At 44.8% G+C, this 23,627-nt stretch carries 20 protein-coding genes, 1 tRNA gene and 1 pseudogene; 18 read left to right on the top strand and 4 right to left on the bottom strand.

Annotation, left to right across the window (positions count from 1 at the left end; genetic code table 11):
• Positions 1-68 precede the first annotated feature (68 nt).
• The 3 genes from ACTTJ8_RS02920 to ACTTJ8_RS02930 form a co-directional block, all read right to left on the bottom strand.
• On the bottom strand, positions 69-302 hold the full coding sequence (locus ACTTJ8_RS02920) for a hypothetical protein (protein WP_442715127.1): 234 nt from the start codon (positions 300-302) through the stop codon (positions 69-71).
• Positions 303-357: 55 nt separating this feature from the next.
• Positions 358-804, bottom strand: a complete 447-nt coding sequence (locus ACTTJ8_RS02925) for a PTS sugar transporter subunit IIA (protein ID WP_442715126.1) — start codon at positions 802-804, stop codon at positions 358-360.
• A gap of 67 nt (positions 805-871) precedes the next feature.
• Positions 872-1,996 (bottom strand): adenylate/guanylate cyclase domain-containing protein, encoded by a 1,125-nt coding sequence (locus tag ACTTJ8_RS02930; protein WP_442715125.1) that lies wholly within the window; start codon positions 1,994-1,996, stop codon positions 872-874.
• Between the two features lie 279 nt (positions 1,997-2,275).
• Here ACTTJ8_RS02930 and ACTTJ8_RS02935 point away from each other — a divergent pair, with 279 nt between their 5' ends.
• The 13 genes and pseudogenes from ACTTJ8_RS02935 to ACTTJ8_RS02995 all read left to right on the top strand — a co-directional run bounded on the left by ACTTJ8_RS02935 (position 2,276) and on the right by ACTTJ8_RS02995 (position 17,683).
• Positions 2,276-3,571, top strand: coding sequence for an exonuclease SbcCD subunit D (locus ACTTJ8_RS02935; RefSeq protein WP_442720258.1), 1,296 nt, complete (start codon positions 2,276-2,278; stop codon positions 3,569-3,571).
• Positions 3,561-6,686 carry an AAA family ATPase gene (locus ACTTJ8_RS02940; RefSeq protein WP_442720259.1) on the top strand — a complete coding sequence of 1,042 codons (3,126 nt, stop codon included), beginning with the start codon at positions 3,561-3,563 and terminating at the stop codon, positions 6,684-6,686. Before ACTTJ8_RS02935 ends, ACTTJ8_RS02940 begins: the two co-directional genes overlap by 11 nt.
• A 123-nt stretch (positions 6,687-6,809) precedes the next feature.
• Complete coding sequence (locus ACTTJ8_RS02945) at positions 6,810-7,877, top strand: tetratricopeptide repeat protein (RefSeq protein WP_442719475.1); 1,068 nt, start codon at positions 6,810-6,812, stop codon at positions 7,875-7,877.
• 11 nt (positions 7,878-7,888) lie between these two features.
• Entirely contained in the window at positions 7,889-9,202 is a 1,314-nt protein-coding gene (locus ACTTJ8_RS02950) for a lytic transglycosylase domain-containing protein (RefSeq protein WP_442720269.1), read from the top strand.
• A gap of 35 nt (positions 9,203-9,237) precedes the next feature.
• Positions 9,238-10,440 (top strand): hypothetical protein, encoded by a 1,203-nt coding sequence (locus ACTTJ8_RS02955; protein ID WP_442720260.1) that lies wholly within the window; start codon positions 9,238-9,240, stop codon positions 10,438-10,440.
• Between the two features lie 45 nt (positions 10,441-10,485).
• Positions 10,486-10,773 (top strand): annotated as a pseudogene (locus ACTTJ8_RS02960) (BrnT family toxin).
• The gene (locus tag ACTTJ8_RS02965) at positions 10,742-11,044 is read left to right on the top strand and encodes a BrnA antitoxin family protein (RefSeq protein ID WP_442720261.1); all 303 of its coding nucleotides are present in this window, start codon (positions 10,742-10,744) and stop codon (positions 11,042-11,044) included. The pseudogene ACTTJ8_RS02960 and the gene ACTTJ8_RS02965 overlap by 32 nt, the downstream one beginning before the upstream one ends.
• 412 nt (positions 11,045-11,456) lie before the next feature.
• Entirely contained in the window at positions 11,457-13,544 is a 2,088-nt protein-coding gene (gene pulA / locus ACTTJ8_RS02970) for a type I pullulanase (RefSeq protein ID WP_442720262.1), read from the top strand.
• Positions 13,545-13,621: 77 nt separating this feature from the next.
• Positions 13,622-14,857 carry a sugar ABC transporter substrate-binding protein gene (locus tag ACTTJ8_RS02975; protein WP_442720263.1) on the top strand — a complete coding sequence of 412 codons (1,236 nt, stop codon included), beginning with the start codon at positions 13,622-13,624 and terminating at the stop codon, positions 14,855-14,857.
• A 197-nt stretch (positions 14,858-15,054) separates the two neighbouring features.
• Positions 15,055-15,126: transfer RNA gene (locus tag ACTTJ8_RS02980), tRNA-Gly, on the top strand.
• Between the two features lie 373 nt (positions 15,127-15,499).
• On the top strand, positions 15,500-16,249 hold the full coding sequence (gene tpiA / locus ACTTJ8_RS02985) for a triose-phosphate isomerase (RefSeq protein WP_442715115.1): 750 nt from the start codon (positions 15,500-15,502) through the stop codon (positions 16,247-16,249).
• A gap of 64 nt (positions 16,250-16,313) precedes the next feature.
• Entirely contained in the window at positions 16,314-16,673 is a 360-nt protein-coding gene (locus tag ACTTJ8_RS02990) for a hypothetical protein (protein WP_442715114.1), read from the top strand.
• Between the two features lie 92 nt (positions 16,674-16,765).
• On the top strand, positions 16,766-17,683 hold the full coding sequence (locus ACTTJ8_RS02995; protein ID WP_442720264.1) for a nucleotidyltransferase family protein: 918 nt from the start codon (positions 16,766-16,768) through the stop codon (positions 17,681-17,683).
• A 224-nt stretch (positions 17,684-17,907) separates the two neighbouring features.
• On the opposite strand, the gene gap is transcribed toward ACTTJ8_RS02995, so the two are convergent.
• Complete coding sequence (gene gap / locus ACTTJ8_RS03000) at positions 17,908-18,957, bottom strand: type I glyceraldehyde-3-phosphate dehydrogenase (RefSeq protein WP_442720270.1); 1,050 nt, start codon at positions 18,955-18,957, stop codon at positions 17,908-17,910.
• Positions 18,958-19,193: 236 nt separating this feature from the next.
• On the opposite strand from gap, the gene ACTTJ8_RS03005 reads away from it, so the two are divergent.
• The 5 genes from ACTTJ8_RS03005 to ACTTJ8_RS03025 are packed head-to-tail and all read left to right on the top strand — an operon-like array spanning position 19,194 to position 23,502.
• The gene (locus ACTTJ8_RS03005; RefSeq protein WP_442720265.1) at positions 19,194-19,871 is read left to right on the top strand and encodes a hypothetical protein; all 678 of its coding nucleotides are present in this window, start codon (positions 19,194-19,196) and stop codon (positions 19,869-19,871) included.
• Positions 19,872-19,892: 21 nt separating this feature from the next.
• A complete protein-coding gene (whiG, locus tag ACTTJ8_RS03010) occupies positions 19,893-20,681 on the top strand; it encodes an RNA polymerase sigma factor WhiG (RefSeq protein WP_442715111.1) in 789 nt (262 codons plus the stop codon).
• Between the two features lie 9 nt (positions 20,682-20,690).
• Positions 20,691-22,664 (top strand): FapA family protein, encoded by a 1,974-nt coding sequence (locus ACTTJ8_RS03015; protein ID WP_442720266.1) that lies wholly within the window; start codon positions 20,691-20,693, stop codon positions 22,662-22,664.
• The gene (locus tag ACTTJ8_RS03020; protein ID WP_442715109.1) at positions 22,645-22,977 is read left to right on the top strand and encodes a hypothetical protein; all 333 of its coding nucleotides are present in this window, start codon (positions 22,645-22,647) and stop codon (positions 22,975-22,977) included. The genes ACTTJ8_RS03015 and ACTTJ8_RS03020 overlap by 20 nt, the downstream gene beginning before the upstream one ends.
• A 51-nt stretch (positions 22,978-23,028) precedes the next feature.
• Positions 23,029-23,502 carry a DUF6115 domain-containing protein gene (locus ACTTJ8_RS03025; protein ID WP_442720267.1) on the top strand — a complete coding sequence of 158 codons (474 nt, stop codon included), beginning with the start codon at positions 23,029-23,031 and terminating at the stop codon, positions 23,500-23,502.
• Positions 23,503-23,627: the final 125 nt, after the last annotated feature.

Raw genomic sequence — 23,627 nt, forward strand, 5'->3', positions numbered from 1 at the left:
GTATACGAACATACACATACCGTTAAAAAATGCACACAATGGCTCTCTTAACACAAGACGGCAACTTACTATGCAAAGAACTTTTCAAGCTCCGGCATATCGATGGTCTTTAAAAGCTCTTTTCCATCTTCATCAAGAACAACAACCATCGGAGCAGCTGATACTCCATGCGCACTCATAAAATTCTTCCCTTCATCAGATGCCCCGTCCATAACTTTTTTATCGACATCAGGAAGACCGTTACAGTACGTCATTAATTTTTCACTGACAGCATCACCTGCTGTTATTACATTTACAAGCATAAAGCCTCCTTACATCCTACTTATCCGCTTACGCGGATTCGATTGAACCTGTTCCCTATTCGGTTAAAATACGAATAACTTCGGACTTATCTTTTGTATTCAGTATTTCTTGCCGTTTTTCAGCACTTTTGAATAAAAGACTTACTTCTGCTAAAAACTGCAAATGAGGTCCGGTCTTATCAATCGGTGACAGCGTCATAATAAAAATTCGGCAGGGTTCCTGATCAAGCGAATCGAAATCCACCGGATTATCCGAAATACCGATACAGGCAACAAGATCGCTCACAGAATCTGTTTTTCCGTGCGGTATAGCAATACCATGCTTCATACCGGTAGACATTTTATGTTCACGGTCTAACACACAGGCACGGGCAACAGCTTTATCTTTTACCTTTCCTGCTTGAACGAGCATATCAAGCAACTCATCGATAATTGCCTCTTTCGAGGTCCCTTTTAAATGAAGGTTGACAGTTTCAGGTGTCAAAACAGTTTTCAAGTTCATATATTTAGTGTACGGGACTTTGTAGGAAAAGTCAAGGTTTTGTTTTTTTATTTATGCAGTTTTCTCCCTACACCGGCATAGTGCTGTTGGACGCTCCTGCTTCTCCTTTTGCTGCAACTGCCGTACCTTCATTCGGCACTTTAATATGATAAAGCGTATAGTCATCCGCTATATACTTAAAGCGTATCTGCTGTTTTTGCACGGTCGTAGTAACGGCACGGATAGACCGCTTAATCGCGGGATTATCATAAAGCTTTTGAGAAATAACAATCTCATTTGCACGTGCTGTACGGTGGATATGAGCGGCAAGATTTACGGTTAAGCCGAAATAATCAAGACGATTATTCAGTGTTACAAGCAATGCGGAACCGCTATGCAGCCCCATTTTGATTTCCAAGCGTTCTGTTTCAGCTCTGTTTTGTACTTGTTGTGTTAATATCTGCTGAGCTTTTACCGCAGCATCAAACGCAAGACACGGATCGCTAAACACAGCCATGATAGAATCTCCCATGGTTTTTACCGGCACCCCATGGTAGGATTCAATAATATCAAAAAAAATGCGGATATATTCTTTTACCAGCACGAAGGCTTTTACATCCCCTTGATCGAGATAGAACCGTGTGGATGCATTGAGATCGGTGAATAAAACCGTTGCCTGCTTCAATAGAAGGGATTGCCCGCCTATCAGCAGCTCCGATGCCATCAAAGTCCGGTAGAGATTGTTTTGCACAATATCAACACCCCGCAATACATGGGGATGTTCCCAGCTGCGTAATTTCCCGTTATGAATATTTTGCCCAATATCAGCCATATACTGTGCTTGAAATGAAGGATCGAGTACTTTTAACTGCGGATGAATTGAAAAACATACCTCAATATTGTCATCAAGAGTGTTGTTAAACACCTTATTACAGGCAGTGCAGAAATTTTGAGAGGAAGCGTAATGCAGCGAAGGCGCTTCAAATGCAACATTACCGCAGATTGGGCAATGATATATCCACTCGAGGATAAAAACGCCGTCGTATACTCCCTGAATAAAAATATTGAGTACATCTTCCCGCTTCATATTGAATATTTTTGTAATTTCATACAGCGGAATATGAAATAGAAAGCGGTCAGATACATTTGAGAGAAAAGCGGTAATTTTATCAGCATCCTTTTGATTCTCTTTGTAGTGCAATTTAATTTGCATAAATTCTCCTTCAAGTAAAAAGTGGATGATACCGTTGGAAACCGGTTCAACCTGTAACAGATTGGAAGATTTCCTTGTTATGAAAAGCATGGAGTGTACACATATCCCCGGTAGGCAGATAAAAAGGCTATGAGGTAGAGCGGCTTTGTTTTATCGTACCATACTAAACAGCTGCATTTCAAAATGGTTATAAAAATTATTTGAAAAATTACATTTTTAGCAGCAGCTCCGGATTTTTTCCCCTTTACATACAATATATCTTCAGGATAGAGTACTTCTATGAAACTGCTCCATGTTGCCGATCTCCATTTAGGCAAGACCTTGCACGAAATGCCGCTGCTGAATGTGCAGGAAAAAATGCTGGATGATATCTGCGCGATTCTCAGTGCCGCAGACTATACCGCATTGCTGATTGCCGGTGATGTGTATGACCGCGCAATTCCTTCAGCTGAAAGTGTTTCGCTTTTCAGCCGATTCCTCGCACAGATACGTGAACGCTGTCCGGATATGGCAGTGTTCATTATTCCGGGTAATCACGATTCAGCACAACGGCTCGCATTTGCGCACGAAATACTCCAAACCCAGCGCATTTATATTGCTCCGAACACCGCACAACTTGACAAACCTGTCATCCTTACAAAGAAAGATGAAAAACTTGCAGTGTATATGCTGCCGTTTTTAAGTTTCGGCTCTTTTCCGGAAGAAACGAAGGCTGTATATGGTGTAACCGGTGATTCTCAGGCAGAAATGGCAGCAGTTGCATCAAAAATACTCCACCAAGCAGTACAGCCGGATATTCCAGCCCTGTTAATTGCGCACCTGTTTACCACCGGCGGGCAAAGTTCAGCAAGTGAACGCAGTTTTATCGGTACGGCAGAGTATATCAATCCCGAACTCTTTTCTTTTTTTGATTACACAGCCCTCGGTCATTTGCACCGCTGTCAGCGGGTAACGGATAGAATGTACTATGCCGGTTCTCCCCTTGCGTATTCATTTGATGAATCGGAGGATTCAAAGTGCGTCCTTTCTATCGATATTGATTGCACACCGAAAAAAAAGAATACTACAGCGCAGCAAAAAAAAGAGGCAACGAGAAAGCCGCAGAGCGGAGCAGAAACACAGCTGCCCTTGCTTACAGACAGTTTTGCCGAGAAACAAACCTGTACTGAACGCATCATGGCTCCGCTCAGCATAGAACGGATTCCTATTGCGGCAGAACGTCCGCTTAAACGGCTGGAAGACTTTTTTGCAGCCTTTTTTACCGGACATACCTATGACGAATGGAGCAGCTGCTATCTGGAAATCACCTTGACTGACCCGGAGGTTATTACCCATCCTATGCAGCTCTTGCGGCAGAAATTTCCATTTTTGCTCAGCATCCGGCAAAAGAGTTTTATGGACAGGGTGCAAAACGGAGCAGAACCGCAGCTGCAGGAACACGAGCGGACGGCAGAGGATCCGCTCACCTTACTGGAAAATTTTAACCGTTTTGAAACATTGATCAATGGAGAAACCAATCAACTAAAACAAGAGCTTTTTGAGCAGCTTTGTAAAGAGGTTCCGCATGAGACCTAAAACCCTCGTACTTCGCAATATCGGTCCGTTTAACGGTGAACACACCATCAACTTTGAAGACCTCGGTACTCTTTTCTTAATTTGCGGGCAAACCGGCGCAGGAAAGACCATGCTCTTTGATGCTATTTCCTATGCTTTTTACGGAAAGCCGCTCGGCGGCAGATCGGACAGTACGCGGAATCTGCGGAGTCATTTTGCGGATGAGTATGCCGCTGCCGACGTTATATTGACATTTTCTATCGGCTCGCAACTGTATCGGATTAAGCGCCGTCTTCCCTATACCAAGGAGGGACGGAAAACAGAAAGCGCAGAAGAAGTTTCCTTAGAACACTACGAAAACGGCAGCTGGGTCAATCAGTCTTCAACCAACAAAAAGGAAACCGATAAGTCCATCGAAAACTTGATAAAACTAACAGACATTGAATTCAGCCGCATTGTCCTTTTACCGCAGGGGGAATTTGCTCATTTTTTGCGTGCTTCATCAAACGATAAGAAGAATATATTGATGCGGCTCTTCCCCATACATCGGTATAGCGAGCTTATGGACGCAGCAAAAAAACGTTCGGATCAACTGCAAGAGGAAGTGCAGAGAATAGAAGCAAACGTGAAGAGTATGCAAGAGCATTTTGTGTATCACCGGTACGAAAGCGATCATGCAGAGCTGCTGAATGAGATTGCCCTGATGCGGGATGAACACGGTTCAGTACTGAAAGCCTTACAGACAAAGAACACAGAGCTGGAGCAGGAAAAAATCTTAGCAGATAAGCGGAAGGAACTGGCTCACGTGCAAGAAGAGCTGGAAGCATGCCGTACTCGTGAAGATTCTATCCGTGCATTAAAAGAGACAATACAAAAAGCGCAGCGTGCAGCGCCGCTTGCTGTGCAGCTTCGTCAAGTCCGTGAGTTGGAGGCTGCCTGTGCTGCTGATGCACACAAAATAGAAGAAACTCAGCAGCGGCTTTTAACGCAGACAGAACTCATACAAGGTTTGCAGCAGCGGCTGCCGGAGATAACCGAAAAAGAACAACAGCGGGATAGCCTCTATGCCGTAATAGATTCTCTACAAAAAGCTGCGGTGCTGGAGCAGGAGATTCATGCCACAGCCGATGAAGAAACCAAACTTACCGATACAGCCGCCGCTGCTGAAGCACAGTTGCAGGAAAGCGAGGCAGCGCTTGCAGCAGCTCAAGCACAAGCCGCTGCACTCATCCCGCTGATAGAAGCATATCCGGCGCGTACCCAGCGCTATGACACACTCAAAACTCAGATCGGGTTGGAAAAACAGCTGCAGGATCGTGTGGGCAAACAGGAAGAACTGACTATCTTGCTCCGCAGCCATACACAGGCAGCGGCACGCATCCGGGAACGGCTGGCAGCACTTACCAAAAGTTACAGTATTCAAACCGAACAGGTAGCCTTACTGGATGAAGAAAAACGGAGTGCAGAACGGCAAAGAACAGCCGCATCTCTAGCAGAACAGCTGGAAGAAGGAACTCCCTGTCCTGTGTGCGGTTCGGTACATCACCCTGCACCGGCACACGATAGCGTTCACAGCGCATTCAGCTTTGACGAACGCATTGCAGAAGCAAAACAGCGGGCTGATGATCTGCAAGAGCAGGCGGCTCAGGCGCGGGAGCAGCTTGCCGGAGCAGAAGCTCAAACGGCAAGCTATCAAATTCAGTACGATGAATGTGCTGCAGCTCTTGAATCTTTAGAGCAGCAGCTGCAAGCCTGCGGGGCAGCTCCATTTCCGCGTACGAAAGATGAGGCAAAACAGCGGGTGAAAGAAACGTCCCGGCAGATCAATGAAGCGCTGCAGGCAAGTAATGCATCCGGCAAGGCAGTAACTGAAAAGCAAGTATACGAAAAGGACATTATCCGCTTGCAGCATACCAGCCGCAGCTGTGAACAGCAGCTGCAAAAACTCCGGCAGCAGCTGAGCAGCGTAACTGCTGTTTTGCAGGAAAAACGCCGGTTGTTTGACCGTACCTTTTCTCAGCTGCCGGATGTTCTCACTGCCCTTCCCAGAGCAGGAGCAGCTGCTGCGGAAACTGCGGATGCCGAAACAGCATTGGAGCAGTGTGAAGCATTGCTGGAGGAACTCAAGCTGACCGTCAATGCTTATCATACCGATACAGCCGAGGCTACACAGAAACTTGAGGGAATACGTGGCTCCTTGTCTGCCGCACAAGCGCATGAGGAAGACAACCGGCAGCAGCTTGGTAAGAAACAAACCCAGCTTGAGGCAGACTATAAAAAAGAGGGCTTTGCGCATTTAGATGAACTTGAACAGGCAGTATGCAGCGAATTGGATATACGGCAGTGGAATGAGGAAGTAGAAAGCTTTTATGAACAATATACTGCGTATAAACAAGCCGCTGCTGGGCTGAAAAAAGAGCTGAGCACGGCGGAGTCCCGCAATCTTGAGGAATTAGAAGCAGCGGTTGAAGCATTACGGCAGCGGTATGATGAAATACAGTCGCGGTTGGAAGTACTGAATGCAAAAAAAACAAACCTTGAAATGCTGCATACCCAATATATGGAATACACCGAGGCGCTCAACACAAAGACAGCAGAAGCACAGGGCTGGGTCTCGTTAGCAAAAGACCTCACCGGTACCAATCCGCGAAAACTGCAATTCGACACTTGGATTCTCTCATCTTTTTTGCATGAAGTAACGGAATTTGCCAATAAGCGGCTGGAGCGGATGAGCGAAGGGCGGTATCGGCTTGCAGTCAGCGAGGAGCAGGGTTCGGGAAAAGGCTACCGGGGGCTTGATTTAGAAATTGCCGATGCCTATACGGGAAAATGCCGCCCTTCTGCAACCCTTTCAGGAGGAGAAACTTTCATGGCATCGATCAGCCTTGCACTGGGACTTGCCGACTCTCTGCAAGTACGGGCAGGCGGCATTAGGCTCGATTCGATGTTTATTGATGAAGGATTCGGCACGCTCGACGAGAAAGCGCTGGAAAATGCTATCGGTATTTTAGACGAAATACGCGGAGACCGGATGGTCGGGATTATCTCCCATGTCAGCGAACTGCAAAGCTGTATTCCGCAAAAAATCGAAGTCATAAAAACCGGTACCGGCTCTTCGATTAAGCAAATATGTTAAGGGGCGAAAGTCCCGTATACCGGGCATATTCTGCGGTTATACAAGAGGCTGTCTCAAAAGTTGGTTGCTTTTTCGGACAGCCCGTTCTCATAAGTCTTGTCAATGCCTGCCCGCTGTGATACTATGCCCCCCGTGATTTTATTTAAAAGGTTCGGACTTTTCGCTTTTCTCTTTTGCTTGACAGCTTTTTTCTTATCGTGCTCACAGGAGCAGAATGCCTATTTGTATGCCGGGCTGCATGAGCACAAGAATGAGCAAAAAACATTAGTGTCTTTGCTGCAACAAGTACAGGAAGTTCCTATCCGCTTCGCTTTAATTGATAAAATTGCGTCTAACCTGCAAGCTGAACAGAAAACAAAATCTCTTGCCGTGTTTTTGCAGTCAGTGATTGATGCTGAACCGGCTAATCCGTATAATCCGTATTTTCTTCTACGGTTGGCGGCAGCATACCGGAACATTCAAGAAGATACCATTGCTGCATACTATTTTGAATACATTGTACAAAATTATACCGATATGCAAGTCAACGGGCAATCCATTCATCTCGTATGTCTTAAAAATTTGATTGAACTGTCGGGAACCCATGCAAAATCGATTGTATACTATTCACGGCTGCTGGCTGATTTTTATGATGAGATTGATCCAGCACAGGCATATTTTATGCTGGCACAGGCGTATGAAAAACAAGGCGAATGGCAGCAGGCAATTCAAGCGTATACTCAGTTTCTTAATTTACACCGCTTTGATGTTATTATTCCGGGCATTCCCGACAGTTACGGGTATGCACGGAAAATAGTTGACTATAATGCTTCAACAAAGAACTGGACGTTTAATACGCTCGATGAATTGATAAAAACCGTCAAAACTGCCATCCGTGCCCGTGATTATACAACACTTGAACGCTGCCGGTCTAAAGTGAATTTTTTTGCTATGTCGTGGAAGCAGGAAATATCTGATACACAGCAGCAGTCAGATGTGAATTTACGGAATTTTATGTACGGAAGCGCTATTTCCATCGCTTCCGAATTAGACCCCTCTTCTACACCTTATGAAGCTTATTTACGGACTGCCGGGTGGAGTCAGTATATCCGTACATGGTATCTCTACTTTAGAAAAATTAATTTTCCTGCGGATCCCGCGATTCACGGCCGGTGGGAGTGGGCAGGTATCTATTATGGAGAAAAGATTTGATAACAAAAAGCGTGTTTGCTCATTTAAAATATGAAATATGCCGGCAAGCTCAGTACGCGGTGCTGATAACACTGCTTGGCACGTTGTGTCTCCAGCCGGTATGCGCCGCTGTACAGGTTCCGCCCGCTATGGAGGAGCCGCAGGATAAAGCTATTCTGCATGAATTTCAGCGGAACACACTCCTGCATAACACGATTGTCGGATATGGTCATCCGCTGGTCGAAAAGTTCCGTAAGCAATATATGAGCGCAGACGGATATTCCTATCTTTCAAAGATAATGAAGCGGTCGGCTCCTTACCGTAACTTTATTATCGATTTATTAGAAGCAGAGAATATGCCGGCAGAACTGCTGTTCCTCCCTGTTATTGAGTCCGGCTTTTTTGAAACAGCGACCTCAAAGTCCGGCGCAGTCGGTATTTGGCAGTTTATGAAAAATAGTATAGGCGGTTTTAATATTCATATCGACGATTGGGTAGATGAGCGCCGCGACCCGTGGAAAACGAGTATTGCAGCCGTCAAAAAACTCAAATGGAATTACAGTCAATTCCACGATTGGGCGCTCGCTCTTGCTGCGTATAACTGCGGTGTCGGCGGTGTACGCTCTGCAATCAAAAAAGCAGGCAGAGCAGACTTTTGGTATCTGGCAGAACACGGCTACTTAAAAAAGGAGACCGTGTACTATGTACCGAAATTTCTTGCCATTGCGGAGATTCTTGCCCGCAGCAATGAGTATGGCATTGATTGGGGCAGCACCGCAGATCATCCGCCTACGTCTACGATTGCAATTAAGCGAGCTATTGATGTACGGCTTTTTGCCGAAGCGCTCGGACTGGAGGCGGAAACCGTCCGAAAACTCAACCCCTCGCTGCGCTATTTTATTACCCCGCCGAGTATTACCTATCAGCTCCGTATCCCCGCCGCCTACGAAGAGGCAGCGCAGACTGTTTTAACACAGTCTGATAAGCTCTTGATAAAATACTACCAGTATCGAATTAAATCGGGAGATACTCTCTATGCGCTCGCAAAACACTACGGGGTAAGCGTCAAAAGTATCTTAAATTACAATGAAGGCTTAAGAGCCGAAACACTCAAAATAGGGAAGACGATTTTAATTCCTGCTTTAAAGGCTGTAGAAATGTATGCAGGTAAGGCTTCTGCGCATACCGGAGATTTTACCGGTAGTCATAGTATTCAGCAGGGAGATACCCTCTGGTCGATTGCTCTCAAGTATTCAGTATCGGTAGAGCAGTTAGCTGAACAGAATAACCTCAATGTGAATAGTGTACTTAAATTAGGTCATATATTAAAAGTTCCGCGCTTATAGAAAAAAGAAACGAATAGAGATATACTCTTACCATTATGCGGAAATATTTTTCTTTTATTTTGATTGGGGTTCTGGTTATTACTGCCGGGCTTGCTTCTTTAAGCTGTACGAAAAAACAGGAAACAAAGTATATCGCCTTTTATTCACTGCCTGCAGAGACTATTCAGGCGGTACAAACAGTACTCAAAGACCGTTTTCCTACCATAGAAAAGTCTTTTGAGTGGCGTATTATCGACCCGGAACTACCAGTTGTCTCCTTTATGGAACAAAATCCTCAGACGGTATTTGTATTTTCTTCTGATAACCGAGGTCTTTTTGAAGCCCGCGAGTCTTTTATCCGGCATCCGGCAGAGACCTTTCAACCGCTGCCTTCCACCTTCTTACATCATTTTTTTACACAGGAAGATGACAGCTCCTCTTATGCGTTTCCGCTCCTGCTCGATCCGGTAAAGCTCGCTTGCAGTACTGCCGTTGCGGAAAAACTCAATCGAGGTTCTTATATGCTCTATGAGGATTTTGAACGTATACAGCACGCTACCGGTTCCAATGTATCATTTCCGCTCGCCTGTGCTGGAGGCATTGACGAGCAGCTTTTTGCGATGATTTCTTCGGTTGCCTCAATGCAGGGCTTGCTGCTCAATGCTGATACCGCTACCGCTCTGGGAAAAAATCCCGATCTGCATACAAGCTGTCCCCCTGTGCTAAAAACGGTACTCGACACCCTCGTTGCATGGCGGCAGCAAGGCATTTTGCACCCTGAATGGTTCCGGCTGGTGGAAGGCGATGTTGCAATATTCATGGAGTTTAATAGTACGGCGCTTGCAGCACTGCCTCTTTCGGCAAGCAGGCGGCTTAAAAGAGAGGTTTTGGAGCATTTTACTACAATGCAGCTCCCCTTACCAGATATGCTGGTTAAAAAAAATATGCCGGCAACAACAGTTGTGTGGGCACAAGCCATTCAAACTGAAGAAGAAAAATTCCCGATTATCGGTGAAATCCGGTCTTTTCTCTATGCTCAGGAGACGGATGAGCTGTTAGCACGAGCGGCACACCTCGCGCCTGTTTTTGCCGCAGCACAGACGGAAGATGCAGAAGCCTCATCAGGACGGTATTGGGCAGCCTCATCAAATATGGTTATACCCTTCTTAGGAGATGCCGCCTGTGTAACAGCAGCGGAAAAAAAGCAGCTCGCCGAAAGCATCCGCCGATATTTAGAGGTCAATGGTGTGGGGTATTAACCCGTCTACACGAATCAGTGTGCATTGCGGTGTAAGGAATACCAAATGAACTTTGAATGGGATGACTACAAAAATGAAATCAATAGAAAAAAACATGATGGTATTACGTTCCAAATGGCTGTAAAAGTTTTTTTGGATAGAAAGCGTATTGAAAGGTTTGATATACAGCATTCAACTCCTCATGAAGAAAGGTAGAATGTGATAGGTATTGCCGAAGATGTTCTATTTGTAGTGTTTACCGAAATCGTGGAAGATACAATACGGATTATCTCTGCTCGTAAAGCTGCTAAGGAGGAAAAAAATGAGTACTATCGTAACTATGACGCTCGATGAGGTAGAAAGAAGACAGCTTACAGAAGAAGAAAAACAAATTATCCGCAATGCAAAACCGACGCCTACAGATGATTGCCCTGCGCAGAGTAAAGAAGAGTTAGTTACATTCCTACCGTGGTATGAAACACATCCTCATTTTCATAAACCGAAAAAAACGGAGCTTCATATCAGGATTGATGCTGATGTATTGGAATGGTTCAAGGCACAAGGCACGGGGTATCAGACAAAAATGAATGCTGTTTTGCGTGAATATGCCTTCGGCTCAGCATAGTGTACTGCAATGTATGGAAACGTCTGAGAGTTACTGTATGGCATTTCTAGAAACTTGGGTAGATTTTTAGAGATTTCTCTATATAATGGCGTTCGGACGAGGAAGATGCTGAAAAGATCAGGGCAGTTTAATCAACAGCATTAAACTGCCCTGCATTTGCGGGTGTATAAGAAACGGCGTCTGGATGTTGATACCGCCGTTTAATGTCCCGTTATATCCTATATATCGGATGTTACTAAGAAAGCTTTAGAACTTTTTTATTCGTGCGGAGGGTTTAATACCCCGACGCTTGCGTCGTAACGAAGGGTATTAAAGCCGACTGTAACCACCTTATGAGAACAACACCTCCGACGCTCGCGTTGGGGGTGTTGATTAGTTCAGTTGACTGAAAATTTGTTGTTTAAGAGGTCGTATGGAATCACACGTAGACATTTTAGAACAGACTGTTCCTCCGTTCGATGCACAGCTTGGTGCCATGTACAACGCAGAGGATAAAAGCTGCCGCTTTTCGCTTTGGGCGCCCTCTGCCCATGCTGTCAGTGTAAATATATACCGTAACGGAAGCGATGAGCACCCGCTGTACACTGTAGCCCTTACCCGTGATAACACTACCGGGGTATGGCAGACTACAGTAACTGATCCTGATACAGAGCTGCTGTTTTATGACTATCTTGTAACCGATGAGAAGGGTACCCGTACAGTACTCGACCCGTATGCCGTATCAATGGCAGCTCATACCGGTGATAACAGCATCGGTCGCGGGGCTATTATCAACTTACAGAAGAAAACGCTCAAACCGGAACGGGAATATCCCTTCGCTGCATTAGCAAAGCGTGAAGATGCAATCGTTTACGAAGTGTCCGTCCGCGACTTTACCGTTAGCCCAGATTCCGGTGTTCAAAATATTCCGGGCACCTACCGCGCCTTTATCGAAAAAATTCCGTACTTAAAAGAACTAGGTGTAACGCATATTCAGCTCATGCCGGTACTCAAGTTTTACAATACCGACGAAACAAACCGCCGTTACGAAGATGCCGGTACCGTGCACAACAATAACTATAATTGGGGCTATGATCCGCACAATTATTTTACCCCGGAAGGCTGGTATGCAAGCGAACCGGAAAATCCTGAAAGCCGTGTGCGGGAATTACGCGAACTCATCAACGAGTGTCATAAAGCAGGACTCGGTGTTATCCTCGATGTTGTGTATAATCACCTCGCGCGGACTGATTTTTTCGATGCTATCGTTCCGGGCTATTACTTCCGAACAAACCAGGACGGCAGTTATACAAACGGTTCCGGTTGCGGCAATGATATTGCGTCGGAGCGGCTGATGGTACGAAAGCTCATCGTAGATTCTGCCGTACACTGGGTGCGGGAGTACCGTGTTGACGGTTTCCGCTTTGATCTGATGGGCTTGCTTGATACCGAAACGGTACTGGAAGCATACCGCCGCTGCAGTGCGCTAAACCCTTCAACATTGTTTATTGGGGAAGGTTGGAAGATGTATACCGGAGCGCCCGGCACTATCGGTATGGATCAGCGGTATATGACGCAGACTGATGAGGTTGCCGTTTTTAACGATGAATTGCGGGACTTGCTCAAAGCCGGCGGTATGAATGAAGCCGGTAAAGGTTTTCTGACGGGTGGGAATCCTGATCTTCAGCAGCTCTTTTATAATTGCATCGGCTGTCCGCAGCAGAATTACACTGCTGACTGTCCCGGCGATAATGTGCAGTATCTGGTATGTCACGATGGGCTTACCCTGCATGACTGCATTGCCCATAACGCCGAGCTTGATGAGCAAAAGCCTGCGCAAAAAAAAGAGCTGATAGCCCGGATTAAGCTCGGTAATGCATTGCTATTAACCAGTCAGGGAATAGCATTTTTGCACGCTGGGCAAGAGCGGGGACGCACGAAGCCGAATATCCATAATGCTGCCGAAGAATGCACCGGTGCCTTTGTCCGAAATAGCTATGACTCCTCGGATTCTATCAACAGAATTGTCTGGACGCTTGATGAAGCGTATACCGAGCTGCTTGCATATACACGCGGACTTATTGCCTTGCGGAAACAGCATAACTTGTTTAGAATAGGAGATGCTCAGCGGATTGCACAGGCTGCTGCGTTTTTACCCCTAGATGCTGTTCCATCAGTCTATTCTGATATAGTCGGGGCAGCCGGTAATAGAACTGAGGAGTATACACAAGCCGGTGCCGGAACTACTGACTGTCCACAAGCTGCCGGCGATGCCGATGGGAATACAGCGCTTGCGTTCGGATATACCATTGATTGGGAGGATGGTACGTGGTATTTGCTGTTTAACGCAGATGGAGCCGAGCAGTCTTTTACCCCGCAGAGCGAAGTAAAAAATCCGGTTGTTTTTGTTGACAGAACGGCGGCTTCTCCCGATGGAATTAAAAATGTTACCGGTATGCGATTTGAAAAAAAGCGGATTATAGTGGATCCGTATACTGCGGTAGTGTTCCGCAGTGAATAAAGGAATATTATCGTCCATCTGTAATGCCGGATGATAATGCTCTCGTTTCATTTTTCATAACAGAACGGAGGTATTGTATGAAAAAGACAGTTACAGGTGTATGCGCCTGTCTATCACTTGTGCTTCTTCTCGGTCTTGTCGGTTGCGGCGGAGATTCCGAAAAGAAAGAAACCAAAACAGCTGATACAAAAAGCAGCGGATCGGAACCGGTCACATTAAAGATATGGGAGTCCGAAGGCGCGGAAAAAGATTTTATGCTCTTTGCAGCAGAAGAATATAAAAAGACCCATCCGAATGTGTCTTTTGTATATGAGCCGGTACAGTCAACCGATTCACGCACAAAGATCGAAATGGACGGCCCTGCTGGTGTAGGTGCTGACATTTTTGTTGCTCCTCATGATCACATCGGTGCCTTAGTTGAAGGCGGACATATTCTGGCTTTTAATGATTCATCCGTAATGGATAACTTTATCCCTGCTGCACTGACATCCGCTGCATACGAAGGACAGAATTACGGCTACCCCTTAGCAATCGAAACCTATGCTTTGTTCTATAATAAGGATGTGTTGCCGGAAGCTCCCAAAACATGGGAAGAGGTAGAAGCCTTCGCCAAAACATGGAACGATAAGGCTCAAAATAAATATGCTCTGGTATGGGAAGTCAGCAATGCATACTTCAACTATATCTTTATGAGCGGCTTCGGCGCCCCGCTTTTTGGACCGAACGGCGATGATCCTAAACAGCATAATGTCAATAGTGCAAACGCCATTACCGGTTTAACCTACTTCCAGGGACTCCGGTCAAAAATGCTGGATATCCCCTCCCTTGATGTAAGCGAAGACTTCTGTAACTCTTCTTTCACAGAAGGAAAGGCTGCAATGATTATTACCGGACCGTGGAAAATATCTGACTTTTCAAAGACAAATATTAACTTTGGTATTGCACCGATTCCGGTGTTCCCCGGCATGACCAATCCTCCTGCTTCATTCTCAGGTCTCCGTCTGGCATTTGTTAGCGCATATAGCGACCATCCGCAAGAAGCTCAGGATTTTGCAAAATTCTTGACCTCCAAGCCGATACTGGAAAAGCGCTATGAAATGACCAAGCAGATTCCCCCGCGTTCCGATATCACTATTAGTGATCCGCACAGCCAAGGAATCTTAGCTCAAGCACAATACGCAACCCCGATGCCCACTATTCCGGAAATGGGCAAGTACTGGTCTTCTATGGGCGCTGCATTTGCTAACATTTGGGACGGCGGTAATGTTAAAGAAAAACTCGATGCCGTTGCCGGAGCAATGGAAAGCATGTAAGGATTTTATCAGGACATTTTATCCAAGACTCAGTTTGTATCCCCCTTTAACGGCGACCGAGGCTATTGAAGGGGGCTTTTTATGAGAAGCTGTAGAAGAACGTTGATTTTACAGCTGTCCGGAAAATACGATACATTTTATACTTTGCATCAGTATTGACATATTTCTTTTTTTACGATATAGTCGTACTACATTTTGCGGATGTCGTATAACGGCTATTACCCCAGCCTTCCAAGCTGGAGACGAGGGTTCGACTCCCTTCATCCGCTGATATATCGTTAGAACTTATTTTATATCAAACACTACTTCTCCCAGTGTATCGGTTGGAAACAAAATCATTAGTTATCATCCTAATTACAAAAATATTTCCTTACACACAGTGCGAGGTGAGTGCATACTGCCTAATAACGAGTTTGTACGGTTATACGGCTGTATAACACAAGCTCTTGTATCCATTCTAAAACCACTAACATACTTCCCGTCTCTTTAAAAAAAAGGAAATATACTCTATAATAAGGACATGGGTGTTCTCATAAGGTGATTGCAGTCGGCTTTAATCCCCTTCGTTACGACGCAAGCGTCGGGGTATTAAACCCTCCGCACGAATAAAAAACACCCGAAACGAAATAGAGAGGAGATTCTATGCGGAAATATTTTATCGCAGGCAACTGGAAAATGCACAAAACGAAGAGCGAAGCAGCCGCTCTGGCAAAAGGTGTTGTTGAAGCCGTCAAAAACGGGAAACATAAGTATATGATAGCCCCGTCATTTACAGCGCTTGACGCAGTGTCTCAGATCGTAAAAGGAACAAATGTACTGCTTGGTGCGCAAAACATGAGTACGGATGAACAAGGCGCTCACACAGGAGAAGTTTCTGTGCTGCAGCTCAAAGACCTCGGTGTTCAGGTTGTGATACTTGGGCATTCGGAACGGCGGCATATCTACGGTGAAACGGATGAGATGATTAATAAAAAAGTAAAACTCGCATTGCAGCACGGGCTTGAGGTTATTCTTTGCGTGGGTGAATTGCTGGAAGAGCGGGAAGCGGGACATGCGGAGCAGGTTTGTGCAGAGCAAACTGAAAAAGGCTTGGCGGGTGTAAGCGGTCAAGACCTTGCGCGGGTTACCATTGCATACGAGCCGGTATGGGCAATCGGCACCGGAAAAACGGCAACGCCGGAAGATGCCGACCTTATCCATGCGCATATCCGCTCGGTTATTGAACGGCTCTACGGCAAAGCGGCTTCCGAGGCAATGATTATTCAATACGGCGGCTCTATGAAAGCGGAAAACGCACAAGCGCTGCTGGCAAAAGCCAATATCGACGGCGGTTTAATCGGAGGAGCAGCGCTCAAAGCCGAAACATTTGCGCCAATCGCCCTGTGTGAGTAATATTGCACAGGAGTGTTTTTCAGTATATACTGAAACAGTTTATTACTTTATAGGAGGAACTATAATGAACAAGAAAATACTTGCCTTATGTACCTTTATGCTGCTTGCAGCCGTGATGACAGCTCAAACAGCCCAGCCGAAACGGGAAAAAATTAAGGTCGATGGACGCGATGCCGCGTATATCTACATGACTGAAATTTACAAAACCGATAACTGGGCAGAGTATTACTGCATATACGAAGAAGATAAGACAAAGTTTAACGAAAATGCCGCTGAGAAAGCAATGTATGAATTTTTTTCAAACTATAAGCGTGAACATGCCTTTTCTTCAGTTGAAGTGGAAGACTTAAAAGGGGTTACCATCGGAAAATCAACCACAACAATGGAAAAGCGGATTATTTTCCGCCATGTCAATAAACGCTAAATCAGCAGCATATCTCTGAGCAGCTCTAAAAATCTAATAAGGTCTTTAGAGCTGTTTTTATATTGAAAAGTTTGAAAAATGGAGGAAATAACATGAAACCTACGCTCTTGGTATTAGCAGGAGGCATGGGAAGCCGCTACGGAGGCGTTAAACAAATTGATTCAGTTGGTATTCATAATGAAACCCTCTTGGACTATGCAATTTATGATGCAGTAAATAACGGCTTCGGTAAAGTAGTATTTGTTATCAGAAAAGATATTGAAGCAGATTTCCGTGAACGCTTATTTGACCGTGTTGCCCGCAATTGCAATGCGGAATATGTCTTTCAGTCTATCGACTCATTAATCACACAGGATCAGCTCAAACAAGCGGTTAACCGGAAAAAACCGTGGGGTACAATCCATGCGGTACTCTGTGCAAAGAACAACATCAAAGAACCTTTTGCCATTATCAATGCCGATGACTATTATGGCCGCAGCGCATATAAGACAATGGCAGCACACCTTGCAGCATTAGACACCTATTCTCCGAATCATGCCATGGTAGGCTATATCTTGGAAAACACCATGAGTGAATCAGGTTCCGTGTCGCGCGGCGTTTGCAATATTGAAAACGGTATGCTTGTCTCTATGAAAGAACACACGAAGATTTCTTATGGAACAGAAAATGGTCAGCGCGTTATCCTTTCTCAGCTGGACACCGGTACCGAACACCTAACCGGAAAAGAAACTGTGTCTATGAATCTCTTCGGCTTCAGTTTAAAAGCGTTCGAAGGTTTTGAATCCTTCTTTGAAGATTTTATCAAAAAACAAGCTGCAAGCGAAAAAGCAGAATGTCTCCTACCGGAAGGAGCCAGTATGCTGGTAACAAAGGGATTAGGCACTATAAAATGCTACACCACGGATGAACGTTGGTTCGGTATGACCTACCCGGAAGACCGCCTCATCGTAAAAAAAGAAATAGCGCAAAAAATTCAAGAGAACTATTACCCCGAATACCTGTGGAAATAAGGTTATAAAAAAAGGCATCTTCCCGCTTTGGAAAGATGCCTTTTTAGTTATACGGACTGAATCATACGGCAATTTTACTCCCCACGACTGTTTTAACCGAAATCAACATACCTCAACCACGAATCAACAACTTTGACCGGCGGGTGGATAAAGGGAGAAAAACCGGCTGCAAGCTCCTAAGAAGCTGTTTAGATAGAGCTTGCAGTTTTCAGCGCCCGCTTACCTTATTTGTTCATGAACTTCAACAAGTCGATAACGCGGTTTGAATATCCCCATTCGTTATCATACCAAGAGACAACCTTAAAGAAGCGTTTCTCGCCGGGAAGGTTATTCTGGAGTGTAGCCTTGCTGTCATAAATGGAGGAACGCTTGTCGTGAATAATGTCTGTAGACACAATTTCTTCGTTGCAATAGCCTAAAACACCCTTCATATAGGTTTCAGACGCTTTTTTGAACGCTGCATCCAATTCTTCGATAGAAGTATCTTTTGTTGCGCGGAATGTTAAATCAACAACAGAACCGGTCGGTGTCGGGACGCGGAATGACATACCAGTCAGCTTACCCTTTGTTGAAGGTAATACTTCACCGACAGCCTTTGCAGCACCTGTCGTAGAGGGAATGATATTGATAGCAGCAGCCCGTCCGCCGCGCCAATCTTTCAGCGAAACCCCGTCAACGGTCTTTTGTGTTGCTGTGTAAGAGTGGATTGTCGTCATCAATCCCGTTTCAATACCGAAACCTTCTTTTAAGATGACATGCACAATAGGAGCCAAACAGTTGGTTGTGCAGCTTGCATTAGAAACAACGTGGTGCTTTGCAGCATCGTATTCGTTTTCATTTACACCCATAACAATGGTCTTAATGGGCTTTGCAGCATCAGCGCTCTTACCGGGTGCGGAAATAATAACCTTCTTTGCGCCGGCTTCTAAGTGCCCGTATGCTTTCTCGTTCGTATAAAGACCGGTACTTTCGATAACAATATCGATTCCCAAATCTTTCCACGGCAGTTCGGCAGGGGTTTTGCCTTTTCCGGAAATACATTTAATTTCATGTCCGTTGATAACCAGTACATCATCGCCTTTTGTACCGATCTCGGCGTTCATTTTACCCTGAACGGAATCATATTTAAGCTGATATGCAAAATACTTTGCATCGGTTGAAAGGTCTACAACAGCCACTACATCAAACTTATCTTTTCCAAGCAAGTTCTGTTCTACTAAAGCCTGAAATACCAGCCGTCCGATTCTTCCGAACCCGTTAATTGCTACTTTCATCATTTATCTCCTTAAGTATACCTATTATATGGATAGATACCGGTTCATATCTGCGACACTATATGCAGTTTCACCGTATATCTTCAGCTTTAAGAGTAAATAAAAATAGCACGGTTGTCAATATCAGCATTTAAGAGTAAAAGTATCAGAGCATGAAACAAAACTGCAAGCAATCCTAGCCGCTATCTTGACGAGAGCGGAAAATTCGCATAAGCTGGAAATGTGGAGGGTGATCCGTGTTCAAGCTAAAAGCGCCATTAATAATCGCCGGTGCAACATGCCTTTTATCTATGCTTATCGGTTTGATAAGCGGTGTTCAGTTCATAACTATGCTAGGCAGAGGGCTTATTGCCGGTATTGGAGCCGGAGGTTTTGTATTTCTTGCACGGGTTGTTTTGGAAAGATTCATTCCTGATCTTTTTACGCCGACGGTTCAAGCGGATACAGCCCCCACTGCGGACACGGCATCCGGTACAAATGTAAACATTACACTTGATGACGATAACGGGATCCCTATAGAAGGAAAAGACGCAAGCTCAGACAGCAGCATAGCTGCAGGTTCGCAAACCGGTCATACTGAAGCGGGCAGCACACCCGATTCCGGTAATGAGGATTCTGAACAAACGGGCAGTGCAGCAGAAGCAGGTAAGATGCCGTCTTCAGCAAATGTAGAGACTGCGCCGGCATCAGCCGACACATCTCCCGCTGACAATGATACACAAAATACAGCCGATCTATCGGATTTACCTGATATGGGTGCATTTATGGATTCGAGTGATGATATTGAGCAAAGTTCGGCAGGAGGCGCAATAGGTACTCCAACAGGTTTTTCGGTAGAAAGTATTCAGACCGGCGGCGGCGACAGTAAGCTGATGGCTCACGCAATTAGAACAATCTTAGCAACTGAGGATTAAGAGGGCGGGTATAGATAGAGTATGGAAAATAGTAGTTTAGATACACGGTCGGAAGACGAGCTTTGGCTTGAATACAAACATACTCAAGATCCGCAGCTTCGTGAGTTTTTTATTGTGAAATATGCTCCTCTTGTTAAGTATGTTGCCGGTAAAGTTGCGGCTGGTATGCCGAATAATGTTGAGTTTGATGATTTAGTCGGATACGGTGTATTCGGGCTGCTTGATGCCATTGATAAATATGATCCTGAAAAGAATGTAAAGTTTAACACCTATGCCGTTACACGAATCCGCGGGGCTATTTTTGATGAATTGCGGTCAATAGATTGGGTGCCCCGCTCTGTACGCCAACAATCCCGTGAAATTGAAGAGGTTATTGCCGATTTGGAAGCACGGTTAGGGCATTCTGCAACAGATGTAGAAATTTCCGAAGCGCTGGGAATGAGTGTAGAAGAGTTTCATCAAGTATTGCTGAAAATTTCGGGAACAAATGTTATTTCCCTCACCGATCTGCGCTTTGGAACGGATGACAACGAACAAACACCCGTTGCTGATAGTATTGAAGCCCCTGCTTCACTCAATCCTGATGTCATTGTTGAACGCGAAGAAATGAAGCGCATTATTGTTGATGCCATTAACGAACTTCCTGACAGAGAAAAAAAAGTACTGATTATGTATTACTATGAAGATATGACCTTGCGGGAAATAGGGAAAGTATTAGAGGTTACGGAATCGCGGGTTTCGCAAATCCATTCAAGCGCTAATCATAAGCTGAGAGCAAAGCTCAGTAACATCCGAAAGGGTATTCGCTAGGAGTGCTGCATGATTCATTTTGAACAAATCCAAGAACAGATGAAGGAACAATACGAAAAAGATTCCAACCGTTTTTTTGTTGAAACTACCGGCGCGACCCTTGATGAAGCTATTGAAAATGCAGCAGCGGAGCTGGGATTACGCAGTTCGCTTATCAACTATGAAATTCTGCAAAAAGGGGCTTCAGGTTTTTTTGTCTTAAATCCAAAGGAATGGAAGATTCGTGCCTATGAAGTTCAAAAAGTAAAGAAAGGCAACAGCAGTATAGAAACCGCAGATGAGACCGGCAGTGAAGAGATAAAACCCGAAGATGTCAACAAAGACGGTATTGCATCGGTATTCTGTGCGCCGGATGGGGTATTCCTCAAAGTTACCCCGCCTATCGGCAACGGCAGACAAATTACGATTGTCGATGTTGTAGAAAAAATACGGGACAGAAATCTACCTGTTCCTGCTGACGATGTACTAAAACCGATTATTAAACAATGCGCAGAAGAGTATGTCCGTATTGCTCCGTATGAATATATCCCCGGTAATGATGCCCTGATGTCTGTTGAAATCACTAATGATGAAATGAAGGCATACCTCTTTGTATCTCCGCCAATGCCGGGAGGTGCAGATGTATCGGCAGATATGATTATTACCTTCCTCTCTAACAATCGGGTTATTTCCGGCGTGAACGAAAAGCGGGTAAAACAATTTCAAGATAATCCTATTTATCGGGAGAACTATCTCATTGCAGAAGGTATTGCACCTCAAAAAGGAAACGATGCAAAGATATTATACAATTTTGAAATCGATAATACACAGGTTCGCTTAAAAGAGGCTCAAAACGGACAAATTAACTTTAGAGAACTGAATCTTATCCAAAATGTTATCGAGGGACAACCGCTCGCGCAAAAAATACCGGCAGAGGAGGGAAAATCCGGCAGAACTGTTACCGGTAAGTATCTGCCTGCATCTGCCGGCAAAGATGTAGAATTGCAGCTTGGAAAAAATACCCGCTTAGCAGAAGACAACTTAACTGTTGTTGCCGAAACCAATGGGCAGGTCTTACTGATTAAAAATAAGATAAATGTTGAACCGATTATGACTATTGAAGGCGATCTTTCTCTAAAAACCGGAAATATTCAATTCCTCGGTACGGTATATATAAAAGGAAATGTTCCGGACGGGTACTCTGTTAAAGCTGCAGGAAACATTGAAGTAAAAGGCACTGTAGGAAAAGCTGTACTCGACGCAGAAGGAGATATTGTCGTAAGTCAAGGTATTGCGGGAAAAGAAGGCGGTTATATCCGGGCAGGTAAATCTATCTGGTCAAAGTTTATTCAAAATATTGAAATGGTTGAGGCAGGCGATTGTGTTATTGTGTCAGACGGTATTTTGAATTCCAAGATAATAGCCAACCACAAAGTAATTTGCCGTGGAAAACGTGCAGATATAATCGGAAGTCAAGTGACTGCGTGTGATGGTGTTTATGCACGTAATCTCGGCAGTCCGGCTGGAGGTACCGACACTGTTGTCAGTGTGGGATTTGATCCGAGAAGCAAAGAACGGCTGACCGACTTAGAGAAAAAGCTGATTGCAGCGGAAAAAAATCTTGCCGCTCTAAAGTTAGATATGCAATCGCTTGAGAACCAAAAGAAGGTACTTAAGGATATTGGCGAAGAAAAAGAAACTCTTCTCAAAAAGAAGAAACAAGAACGGTATATTGCAGAAACGGAAATTAAAGAAATGCGTACGGAAATTGAACATATCCGAGAGTATTTGGCAGCATTGAAAGTCGATGGACGAGTTTCAATTTCGGGAAATGTTTTTACCGGTGCGCGGGTTATCATTAAAGATATTATTGAGGATGTTCGGGTTGACTGCAAAGCAACGACCTTTTTCTTACAAAACGGTCTCGTACGGTATGGTCCTTATGTGGACTATACAAACGATGAGGACGTAAAGAGAGCGCCCAGTGGGTATTCAGCCAATTGATCTCCAAACCCTCTATACCCAGCTTGATAAGGTAGGCAAGCTGCAAGGCGATGCCCGGCAAACCTTTGCCGCTGAATTTGAAAAAAGCCAACAAGCGAATAAAGAAGATGCTGCACGGCGGCAACAAACAGTACAAAAAGCGGAAGCAGCCGGTGCCGAAAAAATCGCCGTCAATAAGGATGGTTCGGGGGGAGCTTTTAATCCTCCTGAACACGATTCACATCATCAAAAACAAAAACCGCCGGTAGAATTAAAACGCTCGTATTATATTCAAGATCCGTCACTCGGAAAAAAAATCGATATTTCAGGATAAAACTCTATGCTTGTTGCCTCCTTTGTGCTCCTTTGTGTCAATATTATACTTATGATCATCTTCTACCGGAAAGTAGCGCGTACTTTTTCTCAAAATGCGTATCGCGATAAGCTGCGGGAAGAAGTAAACCGTCTTATTATAGATATTGAGCGCGAATCGGATCATGCGGTAACTGTAATGGAAGATAAAATCCGTCAGATTGAAAAACTTATCAGTGATACTGACCGGCACATTGCGCTCGTGGAGCAAGAACACGAAAAATGGAACAGTCAAAAGCAGTTTATACAAGAATATCAAAGCGCACAAAGGGAAGGACAGAATCCTGCTGAACAAAAAAAGGATTCTATTGTGGTGTATACAAAACCGAGGGGAACCCCTGAGGCGGCAGTAAAAACGCCGTCAATCCTTGATCCGCGTAAACAGGTAGTAGAGCTTGCCCGGCAAGGTTTTTCTATTGACTTTATTGCCCAAAGAGTTGATCTTCCTCTTGGAGAAATTGCGCTTATTCTTTCTATTGATAAATAGGCGGCAGCAAAATAGGGCAAAGAGCCAAAGCTCTGCTATATGCTCAATACTTTTAACGCCCCCTGTTTTGTATATTAAACCTGTTCGGAAACTTCCGTTTCTGAACAGGTTACCTTGAAATGCGA

It is taken from the genome of Treponema sp. (genome assembly GCF_052169735.1).
Taxonomy (GTDB): Bacteria; Spirochaetota; Spirochaetia; order Treponematales; family Treponemataceae; genus Treponema.

Coding starts and splice junctions, on each gene's coding strand:
- pulA (WP_442720262.1), top strand. CDS start 11,457: ATGGAATCACACGTAGACATTTTAGAACAGACTGTTCCTCCGTTCGAT.
- ACTTJ8_RS02975 (WP_442720263.1), top strand. CDS start 13,622: ATGAAAAAGACAGTTACAGGTGTATGCGCCTGTCTATCACTTGTGCTT.
- tpiA (WP_442715115.1), top strand. CDS start 15,500: ATGCGGAAATATTTTATCGCAGGCAACTGGAAAATGCACAAAACGAAG.
- ACTTJ8_RS02935 (WP_442720258.1), top strand. CDS start 2,276: ATGAAACTGCTCCATGTTGCCGATCTCCATTTAGGCAAGACCTTGCAC.
- ACTTJ8_RS02955 (WP_442720260.1), top strand. CDS start 9,238: ATGCGGAAATATTTTTCTTTTATTTTGATTGGGGTTCTGGTTATTACT.
- ACTTJ8_RS02940 (WP_442720259.1), top strand. CDS start 3,561: ATGAGACCTAAAACCCTCGTACTTCGCAATATCGGTCCGTTTAACGGT.
- gap (WP_442720270.1), bottom strand. CDS start 18,957: ATGAAAGTAGCAATTAACGGGTTCGGAAGAATCGGACGGCTGGTATTT.
- ACTTJ8_RS02990 (WP_442715114.1), top strand. CDS start 16,314: ATGAACAAGAAAATACTTGCCTTATGTACCTTTATGCTGCTTGCAGCC.
- ACTTJ8_RS03025 (WP_442720267.1), top strand. CDS start 23,029: ATGATCATCTTCTACCGGAAAGTAGCGCGTACTTTTTCTCAAAATGCG.
- ACTTJ8_RS02995 (WP_442720264.1), top strand. CDS start 16,766: ATGAAACCTACGCTCTTGGTATTAGCAGGAGGCATGGGAAGCCGCTAC.
- whiG (WP_442715111.1), top strand. CDS start 19,893: ATGGAAAATAGTAGTTTAGATACACGGTCGGAAGACGAGCTTTGGCTT.
- ACTTJ8_RS02930 (WP_442715125.1), bottom strand. CDS start 1,996: ATGCAAATTAAATTGCACTACAAAGAGAATCAAAAGGATGCTGATAAA.
- ACTTJ8_RS02925 (WP_442715126.1), bottom strand. CDS start 804: ATGAACTTGAAAACTGTTTTGACACCTGAAACTGTCAACCTTCATTTA.
- ACTTJ8_RS02920 (WP_442715127.1), bottom strand. CDS start 302: ATGCTTGTAAATGTAATAACAGCAGGTGATGCTGTCAGTGAAAAATTA.
- ACTTJ8_RS03015 (WP_442720266.1), top strand. CDS start 20,691: ATGATTCATTTTGAACAAATCCAAGAACAGATGAAGGAACAATACGAA.
- ACTTJ8_RS02945 (WP_442719475.1), top strand. CDS start 6,810: ATGCCCCCCGTGATTTTATTTAAAAGGTTCGGACTTTTCGCTTTTCTC.
- ACTTJ8_RS02965 (WP_442720261.1), top strand. CDS start 10,742: ATGAGTACTATCGTAACTATGACGCTCGATGAGGTAGAAAGAAGACAG.